Annotated in this window: 22 protein-coding genes and 1 other RNA gene; 6 read left to right on the top strand and 17 right to left on the bottom strand. The window is 55.9% G+C overall.

Features of this window, described 5'->3' with window-relative positions:
• The first annotated feature begins 27 nt into the window (after nt 1-27).
• On the top strand, nt 28-2,211 hold the full coding sequence (locus tag ACZ5M3_RS07305; RefSeq protein WP_464839028.1) for a hypothetical protein: 2,184 nt from the start codon (nt 28-30) through the stop codon (nt 2,209-2,211).
• 2 nt (nt 2,212-2,213) lie between these two features.
• Here ACZ5M3_RS07305 and ACZ5M3_RS07300 read toward each other — a convergent pair whose 3' ends face one another.
• The 17 genes from ACZ5M3_RS07300 to ACZ5M3_RS07220 form a co-directional block, all read right to left on the bottom strand.
• Complete coding sequence (locus tag ACZ5M3_RS07300) at nt 2,214-3,482, bottom strand: C69 family dipeptidase (RefSeq protein WP_464839027.1); 1,269 nt, start codon at nt 3,480-3,482, stop codon at nt 2,214-2,216.
• A 209-nt stretch (nt 3,483-3,691) separates the two neighbouring features.
• On the bottom strand, nt 3,692-4,300 hold the full coding sequence (locus ACZ5M3_RS07295) for a hypothetical protein (RefSeq protein ID WP_464839026.1): 609 nt from the start codon (nt 4,298-4,300) through the stop codon (nt 3,692-3,694).
• A 4-nt stretch (nt 4,301-4,304) separates the two neighbouring features.
• Nucleotides 4,305-4,670: an RAD55 family ATPase gene (locus ACZ5M3_RS07290; RefSeq protein ID WP_464839025.1), complete on the bottom strand. Its 366-nt coding sequence runs from the start codon at nt 4,668-4,670 to the stop codon at nt 4,305-4,307.
• On the bottom strand, nt 4,655-5,008 hold the full coding sequence (locus tag ACZ5M3_RS07285; protein WP_464839024.1) for an RAD55 family ATPase: 354 nt from the start codon (nt 5,006-5,008) through the stop codon (nt 4,655-4,657). Before ACZ5M3_RS07285 ends, ACZ5M3_RS07290 begins: the two co-directional genes overlap by 16 nt.
• Nucleotides 5,009-5,102: 94 nt before the next feature.
• Nucleotides 5,103-6,851, bottom strand: a complete 1,749-nt coding sequence (locus ACZ5M3_RS07280; protein WP_464839023.1) for an endonuclease/exonuclease/phosphatase family protein — start codon at nt 6,849-6,851, stop codon at nt 5,103-5,105.
• An 87-nt stretch (nt 6,852-6,938) separates the two neighbouring features.
• On the bottom strand, nt 6,939-8,258 hold the full coding sequence (locus ACZ5M3_RS07275) for an NAD(P)/FAD-dependent oxidoreductase (RefSeq protein WP_464840804.1): 1,320 nt from the start codon (nt 8,256-8,258) through the stop codon (nt 6,939-6,941).
• Nucleotides 8,259-8,316: 58 nt separating this feature from the next.
• Nucleotides 8,317-8,526, bottom strand: a complete 210-nt coding sequence (locus ACZ5M3_RS07270) for a hypothetical protein (RefSeq protein ID WP_464840803.1) — start codon at nt 8,524-8,526, stop codon at nt 8,317-8,319.
• 49 nt (nt 8,527-8,575) lie between these two features.
• On the bottom strand, nt 8,576-9,619 hold the full coding sequence (locus ACZ5M3_RS07265) for an ion channel (protein WP_464839022.1): 1,044 nt from the start codon (nt 9,617-9,619) through the stop codon (nt 8,576-8,578).
• On the bottom strand, nt 9,616-9,897 hold the full coding sequence (locus ACZ5M3_RS07260; protein ID WP_464839021.1) for a hypothetical protein: 282 nt from the start codon (nt 9,895-9,897) through the stop codon (nt 9,616-9,618). The genes ACZ5M3_RS07265 and ACZ5M3_RS07260 overlap by 4 nt, the downstream gene beginning before the upstream one ends.
• Nucleotides 9,854-10,093 (bottom strand): hypothetical protein, encoded by a 240-nt coding sequence (locus ACZ5M3_RS07255; RefSeq protein WP_464839020.1) that lies wholly within the window; start codon nt 10,091-10,093, stop codon nt 9,854-9,856. The genes ACZ5M3_RS07260 and ACZ5M3_RS07255 overlap by 44 nt, the downstream gene beginning before the upstream one ends.
• A gap of 18 nt (nt 10,094-10,111) precedes the next feature.
• The gene (locus tag ACZ5M3_RS07250; RefSeq protein WP_464839019.1) at nt 10,112-10,579 is read right to left on the bottom strand and encodes a putative toxin-antitoxin system toxin component, PIN family; all 468 of its coding nucleotides are present in this window, start codon (nt 10,577-10,579) and stop codon (nt 10,112-10,114) included.
• Nucleotides 10,555-10,821 carry a ribbon-helix-helix domain-containing protein gene (locus ACZ5M3_RS07245; RefSeq protein ID WP_464839018.1) on the bottom strand — a complete coding sequence of 89 codons (267 nt, stop codon included), beginning with the start codon at nt 10,819-10,821 and terminating at the stop codon, nt 10,555-10,557. Before ACZ5M3_RS07245 ends, ACZ5M3_RS07250 begins: the two co-directional genes overlap by 25 nt.
• Nucleotides 10,822-10,896: 75 nt before the next feature.
• Nucleotides 10,897-11,574, bottom strand: a complete 678-nt coding sequence (pyrH, locus tag ACZ5M3_RS07240; RefSeq protein WP_464840802.1) for a UMP kinase — start codon at nt 11,572-11,574, stop codon at nt 10,897-10,899.
• A gap of 88 nt (nt 11,575-11,662) precedes the next feature.
• The gene (locus ACZ5M3_RS07235) at nt 11,663-12,829 is read right to left on the bottom strand and encodes an NAD(P)/FAD-dependent oxidoreductase (protein ID WP_464840801.1); all 1,167 of its coding nucleotides are present in this window, start codon (nt 12,827-12,829) and stop codon (nt 11,663-11,665) included.
• A complete protein-coding gene (locus tag ACZ5M3_RS07230; RefSeq protein ID WP_464839017.1) occupies nt 12,822-13,094 on the bottom strand; it encodes a (2Fe-2S)-binding protein in 273 nt (90 codons plus the stop codon). Before ACZ5M3_RS07230 ends, ACZ5M3_RS07235 begins: the two co-directional genes overlap by 8 nt.
• A 5-nt stretch (nt 13,095-13,099) precedes the next feature.
• Complete coding sequence (locus tag ACZ5M3_RS07225; RefSeq protein ID WP_464839016.1) at nt 13,100-13,603, bottom strand: 4Fe-4S dicluster domain-containing protein; 504 nt, start codon at nt 13,601-13,603, stop codon at nt 13,100-13,102.
• Nucleotides 13,596-15,041 carry an FAD-dependent oxidoreductase gene (locus ACZ5M3_RS07220; RefSeq protein WP_464839015.1) on the bottom strand — a complete coding sequence of 482 codons (1,446 nt, stop codon included), beginning with the start codon at nt 15,039-15,041 and terminating at the stop codon, nt 13,596-13,598. Before ACZ5M3_RS07220 ends, ACZ5M3_RS07225 begins: the two co-directional genes overlap by 8 nt.
• 124 nt (nt 15,042-15,165) lie before the next feature.
• On the opposite strand from ACZ5M3_RS07220, the gene ffs reads away from it, so the two are divergent.
• The 5 genes from ffs to queC all read left to right on the top strand — a co-directional run bounded on the left by ffs (nt 15,166) and on the right by queC (nt 17,857).
• Nucleotides 15,166-15,479, top strand: an RNA gene (ffs, locus tag ACZ5M3_RS07215) — signal recognition particle sRNA.
• An 88-nt stretch (nt 15,480-15,567) separates the two neighbouring features.
• A complete protein-coding gene (locus tag ACZ5M3_RS07210) occupies nt 15,568-16,470 on the top strand; it encodes a dihydroorotate dehydrogenase (protein WP_464839014.1) in 903 nt (300 codons plus the stop codon).
• A gap of 42 nt (nt 16,471-16,512) precedes the next feature.
• Nucleotides 16,513-16,749, top strand: coding sequence for an AbrB/MazE/SpoVT family DNA-binding domain-containing protein (locus ACZ5M3_RS07205; protein WP_464839013.1), 237 nt, complete (start codon nt 16,513-16,515; stop codon nt 16,747-16,749).
• The gene (locus ACZ5M3_RS07200; RefSeq protein ID WP_464839012.1) at nt 16,737-17,141 is read left to right on the top strand and encodes a PIN domain-containing protein; all 405 of its coding nucleotides are present in this window, start codon (nt 16,737-16,739) and stop codon (nt 17,139-17,141) included. Before ACZ5M3_RS07205 ends, ACZ5M3_RS07200 begins: the two co-directional genes overlap by 13 nt.
• Nucleotides 17,138-17,857: a 7-cyano-7-deazaguanine synthase QueC gene (gene queC, locus ACZ5M3_RS07195; protein ID WP_464839011.1), complete on the top strand. Its 720-nt coding sequence runs from the start codon at nt 17,138-17,140 to the stop codon at nt 17,855-17,857. Before ACZ5M3_RS07200 ends, queC begins: the two co-directional genes overlap by 4 nt.
• Nucleotides 17,858-17,887: the final 30 nt, after the last annotated feature.

Raw genomic sequence — 17,887 nt, 5'->3', positions numbered from 1 at the left:
TTTAAAGAAACGTTGGAAGTGGCAAACGTGAAAAAAGGTTTGTTGCTGGTGGTCATTCTGACCATCTCGGTAGTGGCGGCGCCCTTTGGAGAAGCCAGGTTTGACCCACCCGGCCCGCCGGCGATAATGGTGAGCGTATGGCTCGTTGGTATAGCCACCACGAAGGACTACGACGACGGGCTGAACGGATACGCCGACTTGAAGGTGAGGTACAAGGTTGAGGGGCACGAAACCAGCACCGGGGAGATGATGCTGTACTACGACTGGGACACCCTTAAGGGCAGGATGGGCTATTTCCAGCCCAAAAAGCTACTTTACAGCCAGAGAGAATGCTCGCCCATGGACAGCATGCTGCTCTACCTCCATGTTAACGAGGTCAGCACTTTCTCGGACAGGTGGATGATGACGATATCGAGAACCATCTCGAAGCCGGGCAGGTACGTGCTATCCTGGAAGGACGTGAAGGTCGAGATAGAGGTCACCATAACCAAACTTTCGCTGGAAGCGGACAAATGTTCCGTCTTCTATGACCAGCCCCCAAGCTATGCGAGTAGCCTCGTTTCGAGCTCTGGGGGCTACATTTACGACTGGCAGCTTACCCACATGATAAAAACGTGGATAGTGCCCAAGGGATACGCAAACATGGTCTTCGTATTCAACCAGTGCTTTGGAGGCGGGATGATAGACGACCTCAAAGAAAAGCTGAGGGGGACGGGGGACGCAGCATTCTTAAGCGCCTCCAAGCACGATGAGCCCGCATGGGGTCTGGCCGATGGATATAGGCCCTCCAGCCGGTCCAGAATAACTAGAGGGGGCTTCCAAAAACCGGAAGGATTCTATCCAAAGGAAGTGGGGGAGGAGATTGAAAAGACAGGAAAAGATGCCCCCACGATGAAGGAAATCGCCAGAAGGGCCGAAATGGAAGATTTGTCCGGCCCCTATGGACTCTGGGAGAAGAACATCGAGCATCCACAGTACACCTCCATTGGGAGGGGAGATAACATAAGGATAGGAAAGAAATCCGACGGCTCTGACGTGGCGAGCAGGCACGCCATCCTCTTTGCAGGGAATGCCAATAAGAAAAGACACTGGAACAACCTCCAGAGGATGTACGACGCCCTCAAGAAGCAGGGTTTCACCGATGGGGACATCATAGTGCTCGTGGGCAATGGAAGAACGACCCCGTGGGGCTCCAATGTCCCAAGCTACGTTGATGGTCCAGGAACCAAAAAGGCCCTCTACGAGGCGATTGTAAACGTCAGCAGGAAAATGAACAAAGACGAGCAGCTCGTATTCTGGGCATCCGACCACGGGAACAGGGAGAGGATAGAGCTCTCCGTTCTCAAGGAGATTCTCGACCCCGTAAAAATGCCGGTTCCGCCGAAAAAGACGGCCAGACGGCCGGAGCAGGTTTCGTGGGATCTTGACGAGGAGTTCCTGAACGTCCTCAGGATGTCCCCGGACAACCAGCCCTACGTGAGCATACTCGTTGAGGCAACCCCGGAAGTGATGGAGTACGGTGACAGGTTCTTTGGAAACGTGGGGCTGTACCTCAACGGAGTCCCAGCCGAACTCGCGCTTGTTGAGCCGATAACGGCCTACGACGAAGACCCCGACCTCGATGCCTTCGAGCTCGTCTACTACGTGGACGAGGAGCTCTTCTCCCGGGAGAACCTCATCGAGGTCTCGTGGCTTGGCGAACCCGGAGGGTTCATCAAGTACTCCATAACGGGACTCATCATAAGCACCGGAGGGGTAAACGAGCTTGAATACTCGGGAGACGGGGACGTTCCACGCCACAAGCCCACACTCTTCGAGCGCCTCAAGGACTATGTGGACGTTTACAATGAAAATCTGGAGGAAATGCCCGGATTCTTCAGAATGCTGGGAGGCAACGAGAGGGTTGAACTTGAGATCGCCCTGGAGAACGGCAGTGTTCTGAACATCGGCGTGGTCACATCCGAGGGCAGGATAACCGAGTTCTCAGAGGGTGAGCTCGAAGACCCGACGCTGAGGGTGTGGACCGACGAAGCCACCGTTAACTCAATCATCACATCGGACGACCCCGCGGGGAGTGCGTTCTATGCCCTCAAGCGCGGGCACATCAGGTACTCAGGCGTTGGGACGATAATGAAGCTCAGAATTGCCGGTGTAAAGGTGGTCATGAGGATCTACCGCATCGCCGAGGTTATAGGGGATATCGTGGGGTGAGGCTACAGTTCAAGCCCCGCCCCCTCGTTGACCTTTTTCCAGGCCCTGCCAAAGAGGAAGGGAAGCCTTCCGGGTTTAAGGATGGCCTCCCACCTTTCGAGGAGGATTTTCTCTTCCCTGAAGGCCCACTCCGTTAGTGCCCTTAGGTCCGCGGGCGTCTTCTCTATCTCCCCCGCCTTCTCGATTATCTCCGCCTGCAGTCTGTCCCTCTCGCGGGCGAAGTCCTTGATATAGGCCCTGTAGTTGGTCAGGAACTTCCTGTGGAAGGCCTCGAAGCGCCACCAGTAGGTTTCCGGGTCGTACCTGTCGGTCGGCTTTCTCCCAAGGCCGGGGAGGCCTCCGGCGAAGGTCACCGGCTTGAAGATGCTGAGGCAGGGGTTTGATGTGCCGGTGAACCAGTGGAGGCTCTTTCCGAGTTCTGATATTTGAGAGGAAGCCGTCTGGGACGGCCTCGTTAGACCGCCGTAGTGCATGCATATGTCCCTCATCGAGCCCTTCTCCGGGCTGTAGGGCTCGAAGGAGTGGGAGCGGAGGAGGGACATCATGTATTCGAGCGTTATCTCACCCTCCTTCTCCTTTAGCTTCCTCAGCGTGAAGGCCCTCCTCTCCCTCCCGTGGGCGAAGTGAGTGTAAAACCTGTCCGAGAAGTGCCTCGCGAAGTTGAAGTTGGGTTTTCTCGCGAGGGCATCTATTCCTTCCGACGCCACCTCCCAGTCGCTTTCTATGGTGAGGGCGTTGGATATCGAGTAAACGCCTTCGATCCTCTTTGCAACCCATTCCTTCCCGACGGTTTCGAGAACCCAGGCCTCCTTTGGGTCGGCTATTATGAAGGAGCTGAAGTAGTAGAGCCTGTGGTTTTTGCTCCCGTTCCCACCCTGCAGACCCTGCTCCACGAGGTTCGTTATGAACTCAAGCGCCTCCCTCGCGCTCTTAGTCCTCTCCAGGGCGAGGCGTATCATGTCCATTCCTGTTATCCCCTTCTCCGGCACCTTCACCTTGGTGAAGACGGCCGTGTTCCCTATCGCGAGTTCAAACTCGTTGACGCCCATCTCGGCCCCCCACATCCACCAGGGGCGTGAGAGGATTACCGCGTAGGTCTCCTTCACCTGCGGGAACTCGACGTAGGTCAGCCTCACTTTCTCCTCATCGTGCCTGGTCCGCGGTATGAACTCAAGGGTCTGGGCCTCGTTCGGCTCGCGATCGCTGTTCTTGGCGAAGAGGGCAAAGCCTTCCTTGGTGGCCTCGGGGGTTGCTATTAGAATATCGCACATGGTTTCACCCCTCAAAGATTGGAAGAAGTTTTATAAGAGGCTTTCCTCGGGGTGCAAGGAGGCGAAAGTTGTGTGCCCGGGGACGGCAGGAGAACCGGCAGTGAATGAACGCAAAGCGAGAGACCACCGTCCAATATCCCTCATACATCCGGCTAGCTACCGGGACACGTTCGCTCGAATTCCCCCCAGCACCCAATAAGTAGGAGAGTTCAGAGATTGTCAGGCGAACTTCCTATGACGACCCTACCCTCGTGTATCTCAAACTCACAGAACCCGGAGCTTCCATTCGGGGACTTCTTCACGCGCATTACAAGGCTTACTTTGAATCCCTTAACGGTCTCGGTGATGTCAATGATATGGGTAGAGAGGTTTTCAAACACCGCCAGATCCCTCTCGCTTACGTTGCGCTTGTCGATGGTGGTAACAAAGATGAGGTTCTTGTTTTGGACGGTGCTGACGATATCTTCCATGAACCTGTAAACCGCTTCCGGGGGACGGAAGAGTAGAAGGGTATCGAACCTGATCCCCACAATCAAAGAACCCCCTGGCAACTTCCGGATCATATGCAGGATCTCATAGAGCCGTTCGGCATGGATGTTTTCACCCATAACAAGGAGATCCACTCCGTCTGTGGGGATTATCCGCCTCTCGGAGGCGCCTTTTGGAAGGACGACCACCACGGCTAACTTCTCCTTATTGTCCCAAATGACCTTGGAAAGTATCTCCACCCCAAGACTGCCCACTGTCTCAATTAGCAGGACATCACCTTCCCTAACCTCACCGAGAACACTATCCAGCTTCTCAATCCCGAGCCTCATACAATCACCTAGCGTACAGACTCTCAGAAGAATAAACTTCAATGCCCCTGTTTGTGAACTGGTAGGGCCTCACATCTTCATCAAAGGGGCTTCCCCTCAACTTCAAAATCTGTATTCCTCTGACCATCCTACCCTTCACACCGTACCTTCTGAGCTCTATCACCCCGCTGGTGAGGTATTCCTCGACCTCGAGGTCTCTCCCCAGAATACTCGACGTTATGAGCACCGTCACATCGTGCCTCGTGAATACTTTCAGGAACTCTAAGAATGCCCGTCTGTACTCGAGCTCGTTTTTTGTCGTCAGCTTCAGCATAGTTATGGGATCAACGGCAACTCTCCGAATTTTGTGTTCCTCTATCTGTTCCTCCACTGCCCTCGAGAACTTTTCAAAGTTCTCCGCAAACTCGTTGTAATATATGCCCTCAAATATGTGGGTCTTCTTACCGACGGGGGTTGCGTCGATGCCATGGAAAGGGGGTTATCCAGATCGAACCCAAACTTTGCCATGTCACTCTTAACCATATCTAGAGATTCCTCCAGGGTTATGTAGAGCACGTTTTCCCCGTTCCTCACGCCTGCCATGAGGAACTGGATCGACATCGTGGTCTTTCCGAGCCCCGGTTCTCCCTTTACAAGGTATGCCCTACCAGGAATCAACCCGCCGTTCAACATCTTATCAAGCCCGGCTATTCCGGTGGATATCCTCATTGAAAACACCTCAGACCTTACATCATGACGTGGGATTTTACATCTTATAAGGTTTTCCTAGTAAAACCGAAAGAAAATACAGAAAATAGCCACATCAGGTAAAGATGTTGAGCAACACCCATATCGGCCTGTGGTCGGAGATTTCAACGTCGCAGAGGCAGCCGTAGTCCTTCACCTCCGCCGGCCAGCCTTTCCTGAGCAGGATATAGTCTATGTTCTCCTCGTCCCTGACGCCGTTGCGCTCCCAGAGGAAAGTGTAGGGCGGCCTCTCCTCGAAGGCATCGCGGTAGTCGCGCGTGAGTATCTCTATTGCCCTCTCGTAAGGCTCGGCGTTGGTGTCGCCGGCTATGATCTGGGCCGCCGGTGAGGCCTCGGCGAACTTTAGAAGCTCTTCCGCCTGCATCGCGCGCTCTTCCTCACTCAGCCCCATGTGGACGTTGACGAGGGTAATTCCGGGCTCCTCTATTGACACCTTCTGGGCCGGCCTCGCCTGGCCGATGCTCTCAAGGTTGAGTTCACCCTCGGTCTTCATGTGCCAGTGGGAGAACACCGCTATGCCGTATGTGCCCTCAACCGCTGGTTTGTACTCGTAGGCGTAGCCGAGGTGGGCAGAAACCAAGAGCGGCACGTCCTGGTAGCCGTTGGCGATCATCCCGCCGACAACCTCCTGCGCCGCCATGATGTCCGGTTTCTGCTCTCTGAGGAGGTTGACAAGCTCATAGCCGTTGAAAGTACCGTCGTAGGAACCGAAGCCCTGGTGGACGTTGTACGCCCAGATCAGGACTCCATCCTTTGCCGGCTCGTAGACTGGAGAAGCGTTGAAGAGCGCCAGCACCACCACGGCCGCCACCGCGAGGCCGGCCAGTGCCCCGGCGATTTCCTTTGCCTCTGGAAGTTTAACCTCAACGCCCTCTCTGTAGGCGCTCAGGGTGTATATTATCGCCGCCGCGAGGATCAGCGCCTCAAGCCTGTCCTCCATGAAGGCCAGACCTATGTCCCTCCCCACGTAGGCGCCTATGCCGAGCGTGGCCGTCAGGAAGAGATAAAATGCCCCGATGAGGCCTCCCCTGCTGCCCTTTGCGCGTTCAATGAGGGCAATGGTCGAGGCGAGGGCCAGAGGAAGGCCAACCAGGGAGAGGGGCCTGAGGAAGAGCGTCGCCGAGCCGAGAACCAGCAGGACGCTGGCCAGCCCAGGCTTCTTCGAGAGGTACGGTCCGAAGAGGATCGCCAGGGCCACTACAAAGGCGAAGCCCACGAACTGGGGCAGGTAGTAGACCGTGATCCCGGAGTAGCGCATGACCGCGTTCGGGTAGATCAATCCCAGCTCAATCAGCGCCGCAAAGGCGTAGAGGCCGAATCCGGGCTTCTTGAGCGTTCCCGGTTCTCTCCAGAGGGCGTAGGCCCCGAGGAGGATTGGAACCGTTAGGAGTATCCGCGTATACGGGAAGTCAGCCGGCTCGCCTCCAACTGCCAGGACGCGGAGGCTCAGGTCAGCGACGAGTCCCGTGGTCAGGTACTTTACATCGAGCTCCTTGACGAGGGAAAGCGCGACCGGCAGTGCAAAGGCCGCTATGAGGTGTGTGTATTCGGTCGCATCGGTTATTAGGACAGCCACAGCGTAGGCGGCCATTACCAGTGCGCCGGCCTTTCTGCTCATCCGTCCGATGAGGAAGGCCGCCAGAATGAAGAGCAGTATCCCGACTCCCGACGGAAAGTTCATCCCGTAGAAGAACGTCTTTTCGAGGCTCGAGTACGCCCCGGCCACGAAGATTCTGAGAGATGAAGCCAGCAGGACACCGGTTCCAAGTCCGAGCAGGATTCTATCCATATCTCTGACCCTCATGTCATCACCTAAAATCCAAGTTGTCGGGAAGACACTTAAACTTTGTTGGGGTTTCAACGGTCTGAAGGAAGAAGAGAGGAGAAAGACTCACCGGAGCCTCCTCAGCGCCATCTCGGCGGCTATGCTTATCGGGTCGATGGTGGGGCTCACCGGCGGGGCGTAGGCCGTCTCAAGGTAGACCACGTCTTCCACCGTTGCGCCCTTCTGCGCCAGGGCTGAGAGCGTCATTATCCTGCCCCACACCCTTTCTCCGCCGACTATCTGCGCTCCGATAAGCTTCCTGTCGGCCTTCCTGAAGATAACCTTGACGGTTATCGGCCTGCCGCCGGGGTAGTATTCGGGCTTGGTCGAGCCCTTGAACCTGCCGACGGCTATCTCAACCCCCTCCTTCTTCGCCTTCTCCTCGGTGATTCCGAAGGTGCCTATCTCAAGCCCGAAGAGCTCCGTTATTGCCGTGTTGAAGACTGGCCTGAACGAAACCTCTTTGCCCGCTATGTGCTCCGCCGCAACTTTTGCCATCCTGACCGCAGAAGTTCCGAGTTGGCTGAGCGTCCTCTCGCCGGTAACGGCGTCGACGACCTCGGCGCAGTCGCCTATCGCGTAGATGTCCGGGTCGCTAGTCTGGAGGTGCTCGTTCACCACTATCCCCCTGTTGACTTCGAGGCCGGCCTTCTTCGCCAAATCAACGTTTGCCCTCACGCCGGTGGCGACGAGAACTATATCGGCTGGAACTTCCTCATCTCCAATTTTGACAGCTTCAACCGGGCTGCCGACTATCTTGCTCACCCCGACGCCAAAGCGGAAGGAAACGCCGTGCCTCTCCATCTCGGCCTGTACGAGCTTCGCGGTGTCCTTGTCGAGCATGGTGGGCATCAGGCGATCCATCAGCTCTACCACAAGAACCTCCATGCCGAGCTTCGCGAATGCCTCTGCCCCTTCGAGACCGATGAGACCGGCGCCGATTACGACGGCCTTCTTCGGCTTCCTCTCCGCGATGTAGGATTTAATTCTGCGCACGTCGTCGAGGCTCTTGAGCGTGAAGACGCCTTCGTTCTCAACGCCCTTTATCGGCGGGACGAAGGCCTTCGAACCGACGGCCAAGACAAGCTTGTCGTAGGGGACTTCGCCCTTGTCGGTGATTACGACCTTCCTCTCGCGGTCTATCTCCCTAACCTCCGTGCCGAGCATGAGTTTAATCTTCTGCCTCTCGTAGAACTCGTTCGGGAAGACGATTACGTCCTCGGGCTTCTCTATTGTGCCGCTTATCACGTGCGGCAGGGCGCACGGGGAGTACTGCATCGTGGGCTCCCTCCCAATGACGGTTATCTCTGCCTTCCTGTCGAGCTTGCGCATGAAGAGGGCGAAGTTGCTTCCGGCCGTACCAGAACCGATGACGACGATTTTCATGGGAACCACCGGAGGAAGAAGGGGAGTGGGGTATAAAAAGTTGGCCTTAACCTTAGGTTCAGGGGTCGAGCTCCCTCTTCAGCTCTCCCCAGTCCTTTCCGTTTTCAAGCGCTTCTTTCTCAAGGGCTTCAATTTCCTCCGGGCTTTCTCCAGCTTCCTCTTCAACGGGCTTTGCCTTGAGCTTCAGAAGTTCCTTCTCCATCTCGTCGAGCCTTTTTCTCATCTCGCGTATGTCGTAAAGGAGGATGTTTATAGGGTCTGCTTCCATCGCTCTCACCGTTTGGATATGTTGGAGGGAAGATTAATTACCTTTCCGCTCACCGCATCCACTTACGAGCTATCACCGCGACGATGAGCGCCATGAAGACGGCCCCGGTGAGGGCTTCGATTGCACTCAACGCTTTGAGCCAGTCAGTCAGGTGCATATCGCCGTAGCCGAGGATGGTGAAGGTGACGAGGGAATAGTAGAGGGCGTTGGCGAAGCGGACAGGGTAATTTGATGTTTGAGGAAATCCCTCAATGTAGGCGCTCCAGAGGGTGTATGGGACTGCCGTTCTGAAGATGACAACGGCGGAAGAAGTTAGAATCCTACGCCAGTTCGTTCCATACTCTGTTATCCAGTCTGCGAGAACTTTCTCCGTCTGGACGCCAATCCAAGTTCCGATGTAATTTATGATGGCTTTCAGCTTGTTCTTAAAGCCTTTGGCGTTAGTGAAGTCCTCTTTTGCCCGTAGCATTCTAAGCCTCCTCTTGGCGCGCATTTCGAGGACGAACATTCTATCCGCATTTTCCCTATCCCCAAGGCGTTCGTATATGCTACGTTGCACTTTAGCTGTCTCTGCTAATGGTTGTGGATGGCAGAATCGTTTTTCACAAACTTTGAAGGAGTTAGTAATATCAATGATTTTCCAGCACTGCCTATCCATACAGTTCTTATCCAGCAGTGAGCTTATATCGTAGGGAGGCTTGGTAATTAATGCTGCTCTCTCGGTGATCATAGCCCCATTAAAATTAAGTTTTTCTACAACTCTTGCCTTTTCAAAGTATAGCTCCCCAAATTTTGCACCGCCAAAATCAGCTTCTTTAAATTCCGTCCATTCATCATAAATAGTCCCAAGGTGCCCGGAATACACTAATGATTCATCAGTAAAATATGCTTTTTTAAATTGGGCCCATGTGAATAAGCCTTTATAAAATTTAGCTCCCATAAATCGTGCTATTTTAAATTTTGAGTCTTCAAATACAGCATCACCTTTAAAAATTGCCCAGTTAAAGTCTGCAATATTAAAAACTGACCACGTAAAGTCAGCATACCCAAACTCAGCAACTTCAAAAATTCCATGGTTAAACTGAGCCCTCATAAATCTGGCCACAGTAAAGATGGCCTTTTCAAAATTTGCCTCCCCTTTTTTGCCTCTCCTTTAAAGTTTGAATTTTGAAAACTTAAAAAATATGAAAGAGGAATGATGTCGTTTATTGTAGTTTTTTCAAGGGCTTTTCTGAAATCAGCATAGCCAAAATCTACTCCATTTTCGAAAACTGCCCACTCAAATGAGAATACTCCTTTCCAACAGTTACCATTGTCATCCTCATATTCAACAATTAGGAATTTCGGGAAATACGAATCCTCTTGCCTCAACTTTTTCCTCGAAAACCAACCTCTTTATCTTCCGCCCATCAACCTCAATCTCCTCAACCCTCGGTTTAAACCTCTCCAGAAACTTCCTGTAGAACTCCACAGCCTCTTCCTCATTCTTGTTCGGCTTATGAAAAATACAGTACTCCTGACCAGCAGTCTCAGGATCGCAGTTCCCGAAGCGCTCCATCTTGCACATGGGTGCCCACTAACCTAACTACGTCCTGAAGTTTTTATCCCTTTCGACGACCTCAAGGAACTCGGCAGGGGTTAAGATTAGAAACTCGTGCCCTTTAAGGGAAAACCTCCTCTCCCCATCCCTCAGCTTCAGCACGTGCCTCTTGTCTAGGCTTATCAGAAAGCCAGCTTTGACCGAATACACCACGTCAAACAACTTGTTGTCGTCTGGATCAGGCGAGACCTCAAAGCGCTCAGCCGGTTCAACGAGGATTGACGAAGCTCGAAATATCCTGTAAATCCAGGTGGCGTAAACCCGGCTCTCAAGGTATCTGAGAACCTTCTCGCTCGTGAGCTTAAAGCGTAGCTCCTCAAGTATGGCCTCGGAGGTGTAGGAAAGAACCCTTTTCCCGACGACTAAGTCCATAACCTTCCCGGAGCTTCCGAACGGGTTTATCGCGGCCGCTATGACGACGTTGGTGTCTAGGACGACCTTGAGCGCTTCCATTCCCCGTCCACTTCCTCAAGGAGCTTTTCGATTTCCTCCTCACTCGGGATTCTTCTGCCCTTGGCGAGCAGCTTGTACTCCTCCCACAGCTCTTCTGGAGATTCGTAGTGCAGGAGGAAGAACCTGACGGCCTCCTTGATGAACTCGCTCCTGCTTGAGAACTCCCCCCTTTCAACCAGCTTGTCTATCTCCCGCATCAGCGCTGGGGGAAAGCGGATGGAAACCTTTTCGGTGGCGGACATGCTCTCACCGTAGGACAATAGTCGGACAAATTATATAAGCGTTTCGAGGGGGAAGAAGAGCAAAGGGCTGAAACCTCAAGGCTCAACAACAGTCCCGCTGTGCTTACCCTTTATCACGTCGAAGAGGTGATACGCGTCCTTCTTTCCGACGATGTAGGTCTTTATTCTGCCGCGCTGGATGAACTTCGCAGCAAGGGCATCGACGACGCCGCTTCCGCCGGCCTTGCTCTCGGCCTGCATCGCTATCTCGACGAGCTGGTCGACGGTTATCCTGTCGAGCTTTTTGGCGTTCGGGTTCTTGCGCGGGTCGCTGTCGTAGACGCCGTCAACGTTGGTTATGACGACGAGGAGGTCGGCCTGGAGGTACTCCGCCAGAAGGGCCGCAACTGCATCCGTGGTGTGGCCCGGATGCGTCCCGCCCATTATCGGTATCTTCTTGAGCTGGATGACCTCCCAGGCCTTCCTGAAGTCCTGGATTATGAACGGATAGGCCTTCTCGCCGAGGGCCGCTATGAGGAGCATCGCGTTGGCCCTCGTGATGTGTATCCCTATGTAGTCCTTGAATGTCTCGTTAGGAGTGAACGTCTTCGCCGCCTGGATGTACTTCCTCGAAACCTTGCCGCCGCCGACGACAACCGCTACCTCGTGATCCTCACTTATCTTAACAAGCTCATACGCTATCGCCTTTATGAAATCGATGTCCGGGTCGTCAGGAACGAGAACCGAACCGCCTATATCGAAGACTATCCTCATGATGACCCTCACGATGCTAATAGGGGCTCCTTTATAACCTTTTTCTTGCCGCGGGGGTGTTAAAAGAAGGTAGGGGGAGTAAATAGACTCACCCTATCTGGAAGGCGCTCGTGCGGAGCTCGCCGCGCTCGAAGCGGTAGGGGTCGTACCACTCCCAGTCGAGCGGAACCTTTGAGCGGCCTTTAGCCATAAGCTCCGCCACCGCCTCCCCAACGGCAGGCGCCATCATGAAGCCGTGACCGCTGAAGCCCGCCGCTATGTAGAAGTTGTCGAGGAGCTTTCCGATGGCAGGATTGCTGTCCGGGGTCTTCGCGTAGAAGCCGGCCCACTGGCGGACGATGTGGGCGTAGCGGAGCGGCGGCGCTATCATCGTCGCGTAGCGGAGGACGCCGCGCAGGAAGTCGTAGGTGGGCTCGTAGTCGTCCAGGCTCTTGGCTCTGTGCTCTATCCCGGCGCCGCAGATTATCCCGCCGTCCTCTCCGTCCTGGATTATGTAGGCGTCGTTCCAGCTCGGCGGGCAGACCAGCGGCTCCGCCTGGCCTGGTTCCAGCGGTTCCGTTTTGACGAGCTGGTGCTTGTAGGCGGTTATCGGCACGAGTTCGCGGCTTAAGCCGGCCATCTCGTTGATGAGCGGCGCCCAGGCGTTGGCGGCATTGAGAACGGCATCGACCTTAACGCTCTCGACATTCCCGTTGCTCCTGAACTTCACGGCGGTTATCTCATCCCCCTCGCGCTCAAGTCCAACCACCTCGGTGTGCTCGCGCGCATCAACGCCGAGTTCCTTAGCCCGGAAGAGGTAGGCGAAGAGCGTCTTGAAGGGGTTCGCCTTGCCGTCCTTCGGGTTCCATGCTCCCGCCAGGAAGGGCTCTGTGTTGAGGATCGGCACTATCTCCCTAGCCTCGTCCATCCCGATTAGCCTCGTCGGGACGCCGAACTTGTTCTGGAGCCTTATGTTCGCCTTGAACCCCTCAACCTCCTCCTCGCTCGTCGCGAGGAACAGATAGCCCGTCTGCCTGAAGTTGATGTCAAAGCCGAGCTCCTCCTCAAGCCTCTCCCAGCGCCCGACGGAGTACTTCATGAGCCTTATGTTGGCCTCGTCCGTGAACTGGGCGCGGATTCCCGTGGCACAGCGGAAGGTGGAGCCCGAGCCGAAGTAGTTCTTCTCGAAGAGTATAACTTCCTCGCCGAGCTTCGCCAGCTCGTAGGCGGTGGCAACGCCAATTATCCCGCCGCCGATGATGGCTATTTTACTCATCGGCACCACCCACTATGACCTCTACGCGAACGGGCCGAGTTGGGACCCTCGCCTTCGGAAGCGGTATTTCCTCCTGCCTCCTTCCGGTCTTTCTGGCGAGTATGCCGAGGACTATGGGGATGCACGTCCTCCCCTGGCAGGGGCCCATCCCTATGCGGAGGAGGCGCTTGAGCTCCTCGATGTCCGTGATGCCCGAGTCTATGAGCGCCTCGACTTCCTCGACGGTGACGTCGTTGCAGCGGCAGACAATAACCTTTCCCGCCATTCTAATCACCTCTCAACCCTCACTGCCCTGACGTCCCAGGCCAGCTCTATTGGCACCTCGACGATTATTATCGGGGTGTCCCCCTTCGTCTTCTCCCTCGGCACGACGGTGAGCACCTTTCCCTTTCCGACGGGCTCCCCCACGCGGTTGAGGAGAACGACCTCATCTCCCTTCCCGGGAACCGGGAGGAGCTCGTGGGGCATGGTTATCCTCGCCTTATCGCCCACGTAGTGCACCATGAAAAAGGCCAGCCCGGGGCATATCTGGACGCAGAGGGAGCAGCCAATGCACTTCTCATAGTCCACTATCGGCAGGTCGTTCGGCGTGGGCATGCTTATCGCTCCTGTGGGGCATATCTCCCTGCACGGGGCGCAGGGTATCTCCTGCGGACACTCCGGGACGGCAACGGGCCTCCTCCTGAGCCTCTCCTCGCTCGGCAGGGGGATGAAGGCCTCAAGCTCCTCCGGCGTGATGTAGCCCTTTCTGAGGTAGGCGGGGATTTCACTCACCGGCGACACCTCCAATAAGGGCCTTCTTTATGCCCTCGAGCACGTGCCTGCCGAAGGGCCCGGAGCGGAACTCCAGGAGGTCTTTCTGGGCTTTCTCCATCTCCATAATCCACTCCTCTCCAGCTATGCCGAGCCTCAGGGCCGCCGCAATGCCCGCTATCTTTCCTTCGAGCATCGCGGTCGTCGCCTCCTCTATCCCCGCGGAATCGCCGGCAACGAATATTCCCCTGACGGTGGTCTCCATCCACTCGTCGCGCACAGCCACGTGCCCGCTGAGCTCGCGGACGTACCGTATCTGACAGCCCGCCTGGTGGAGGAGCTCAATGCTCGGCCTCAGGCCAACCGCGAGGGCTATGACGTCGACCTCAAAGACCTTCTCAGTCCCCGGAATCGGCCTCCAGTTCTCGTCGAGCTGGACTATTACTGCCCTCTCGACCTTCTCCCTCCCCTCGGCGCGCAGGATGGTGTGCCTCGTGAGTATCGGAACGCCCAAGCGTCTGACCTTGGCCGCGTGGACGAAGTAGCCGCCGACCTTCGGCATGGCCTCAACTATCGCCTTCACCTCAACGCCGGCCTGAATGAGCTGGTACGCCAGAATGAGTCCCACGTTCCCAGCACCGACAATTAAAACCCTGTCTCCGGGCTTCACACCGTATGTGTTCATGAGGGTCTGTATCGCCCCGGCACCGTAGATCCCCGGTAAATCGTTGTTCTCAAAGGGTATCATCTTCTCCATCGCTCCGGTTGCCACGATAACCGCCCTTCCGCGGAACTCTATCAGCTCGCTGTTGCTCCTGACGGCCAAAACGAGCTTCTCGTCGCCCTCCTGGAAGATGCCGACGGCGGACGTTTCAAGGAAGATTTCAACGTTCTCCCTCTTCCTGACCTCCTCCTCAAGGATTTTTGCTATCTCCACCCCCCTGACTCCCGCAAACTGCTCCCTCTTTCCGAAGAACTTGTGGGTCTGCTTGACGAGCTGGCCGCCGAGCATCGGGTTTTCGTCCAGGAGAACGACACTCGCCCCGGCATCGGCCGCATGGATGGCCGCCATCAGGCCAGCCGGACCGCCGCCGATTATCACAATGTCAGCCCTCACGACTTTCGCGTCCCTGAACTCCGGGGGCTTTGCCTCCTTCGGTAGCTTCGCCTTCCCGTGCTGGGGCTCGATCCTCATCCCGTCCTCAACGAGGGTTATGCACGTCCTGACGTTGGGAATTCCGTTCACGACCATCAGGCAGGAGGAGCACTTGCCTATCGCGCAGAAGAGACTCCTCGGACGTTTCTCGTTGGCGGAGTAGTTGAGAACCCTGATTCCAGAGGCGTGTAATGCCGTTGCAATGGTCTCCCCTTCGTACGCCCTGATTGGTTGGCCCTTAAAATATATTGTAATCTCCCTGCCGCGCTCAAAACGCAGAACAGGATGCTCAGTTAAGCGCACGGTGTATCACCCATGCACCTATTCGTGCACCCATTTATGAAAATTTTTCAACCCGATGGTGGGCAACCTTTGGTTTCAGGTACTACCAAAGCTTTATATATCGGGCGGCGGATAAGTTAGCTGGCGGCGGGCTAGGCCGGGGGGTTCGGCGTCCCCTGTAACCGGAAACCGTCGATATGCCGGGGCCGAAGCCCGGGGGGCGGTTCCCGAAGCCGTCCCCGGAAGCCGGGGCACAACGGTGATCCCTCGTCCCACGGGGCCGGCGGTGGGAGGGGCGGGGCTGGAGGGCCCCGCTAACTCCCTTTGCCCGCCGAACCCCGCCAGGCCCGGAAGGGAGCAGCGGTAGGCGGGACGTGCGGCGCTCGTGGGGTAGCGGGGGTGAGCGAGCCCCGGTGGAAGGGGACGGTGGAGGGTTCCCACCCCCGGGCGCGCCCGCCGCCACTATAGAAAATTCCCTACCAAAACTGCTGCCTGAAAAGCAAAACCTTATTAGCCAGGACACTTCTTTTGCCTCCGGGGTGTTCATATGGCGAGCCTTGAGGTGGAGCTCTTCGGGATCAAGTTCGAGAACCCGCTCATTCTCGCGTCTGGGATAAACGATAAGGTTCCCGAGCAGTGGATAAGGGCGCACGAGGAAGGGGCGGGCGGAGTGGTCACCAAATCGATCGGAATCGAGCCGAGGGATGGCTACGACAATCCCACGATAGTGGAGCTTCCCTACGGGCTGATAAACGCGATGGGCCTGCCGAACCCAGGCTGGGAGGGCTTCCTTGAGATGGTCGAGGGATACACCTTCGACTTCCCGGTCATAGTCTCGATATTCGGGGGGACGCCGGAGGAGTTCGCCTTCCTCGCAGAGAAGCTGAGCAACGTTGCGGATGCCTTCGAGCTGAACCTGAGCTGTCCCCACGCCGAGGGCTACGGAATGGAGATAGGCCAGAAGCCGGAGAACGTCTATGAGGTCGTCAAAGCCGTCAAGGACGCAACCGACAGGCCGGTTATAGCGAAGCTCACGCCAAACACAGACGACATAGCGAAGCTCGGCCTGGCTGCCGAAAGAGCGGGAGCGGATGCCGTCTCGGCCATAAACACGCTGAAGGCGATAGCGATAGACGTCTACGCAAGGAGACCGATACTGAGCAACCGCGTCGGCGGCTACTCCGGGCCGGGCGTTAAGCCCGTCGCATTAAGGGCGGTCTACGACCTCGCGAGAACACTTGACATCCCTGTCATCGGGATTGGCGGCATAACCACATGGAAAGACGCGGTCGAGTTCCTCCTCGCCGGGGCTTCCGCCCTTCAGATCGGTACAGCGGTCTCTCTACGCGGCTGGAAGGTCTTCCGGGAGATAAACGAGGGGATCGGGAGATACCTTGAAAGCGAGGGCTTTTCGAGCGTGAAGGAGATAGTGGGGTTAGCCCTTGAGTAAGGCATTTATAGGAGAAAACCTACTATACTATGGTGATCTACTATGCCGCTCACAAAGGTCACGCGCAACTACCAGATAACCATTCCTGCAGAGATAAGGAAGGCTCTTGGCATAAAGGAGGGCGAATATCTGAGCGTAGAGCTGAGGGGAGAGGAGATAGTCCTTAGACGGGCGAGGAGGAAGTGGAAAACCTTCAGACTCGGAAGGAAACTAACAGCGGAAGAGCTTGAGAGGATCTCCGAGGAGACCATGGAGGAGGAAATGTCATGGGAGCCGTAATTGACTCCAACGTCTTCATATATGCCGCAGTTGAAGATTCCGAATATCACGAGAGCGCCATGGATATCATCCATTCTCTTGACCGCTGGATTGTACCGACGATAGTAGTTTATGATACCGTCTGGAACTTCAGGAAGCTTGGATTTGGCACTGAAGAAACCAGAGAGCTCATTGAGCAGATACTCTTCGATTCAAGAACTTCCCTTGTGGATGATAGGCAGTACCTCCTCGAAGGCCTTGAACTCCTACAGAACCTCAGTCCGGTGCATTATATTGACTCGGTAATCCTCGCGATAGCTAAGGAAGTTGGAACCCTTGCGACCTACGACAAAAAGCTTAGAAACCGGGCCGAGAAACTTAACGTTAAACTGCTCCCGGAGGTGGTTGAATGAAGCGTGCGGTCGTTCTCTTCAGCGGCGGTCTCGACAGCACCGCCTGCCTCTACTGGGCTAAGGAGAACTACGACGAGGTAATAATGCTCACCGTCAACTACGGCAGCAACGAGGAAAGGGTTACGAACAGGGTCGCCGAGTTCTTCTCGAAGGAGCTGGGTGTGCCCCTGAAGATTGTCAGGCTCGACTTCCTAGAAGAGTTCTCAAAGCTCCGCGGGACGACGCTTGTCGGCGGGGAGACCCCGAAGGTCTCAGCTGAGGAGCTGGAGGACATGAGCGTTGCTCGGGAGACCGCGAAGAGCGTCTGGGTTCCCGCTCGTAACGTCGTCCTCATAAGCGTCGCCGCCTCGCTCCTCGATGCCCTCGGCGGCGGGGACATAGTGGTCGGCTTCAACGCGGAAGAGGGAGCAACCTTCCCGGACAACACCCCCGAGTTCGTCGAGAAAATGAACGAAATGCTCCGCTATGGAACTATGGCTGAGGTTAAGGTCGTTGCACCGCTCATCGACCTCGACAAGAAGGGGATAGCGAGGCTTCTGAAAGAACTGGACGCCAAGTACGAGTACTCAAACTCCTGCTACATGCCGAAGGGCTTCACGGAAGATGGAAAGCCGATACACTGCGGCGAGTGCGAGAGCTGTGTAAGGAGGCACCGCGGGCTTATGGGGGCACTCGGGGAGGACAGGACGGTCTACGCGGTTGAGCCGAGGATCTGACTCCTCCCCCCGAATTCCCTCCTCCAGGGG

It is taken from the genome of Thermococcus coalescens (assembly GCF_055392585.1).
The sequence above is the reverse complement of the archived record's forward strand: the minus strand, read 5'-3'. Positions and strand labels throughout refer to the sequence as shown.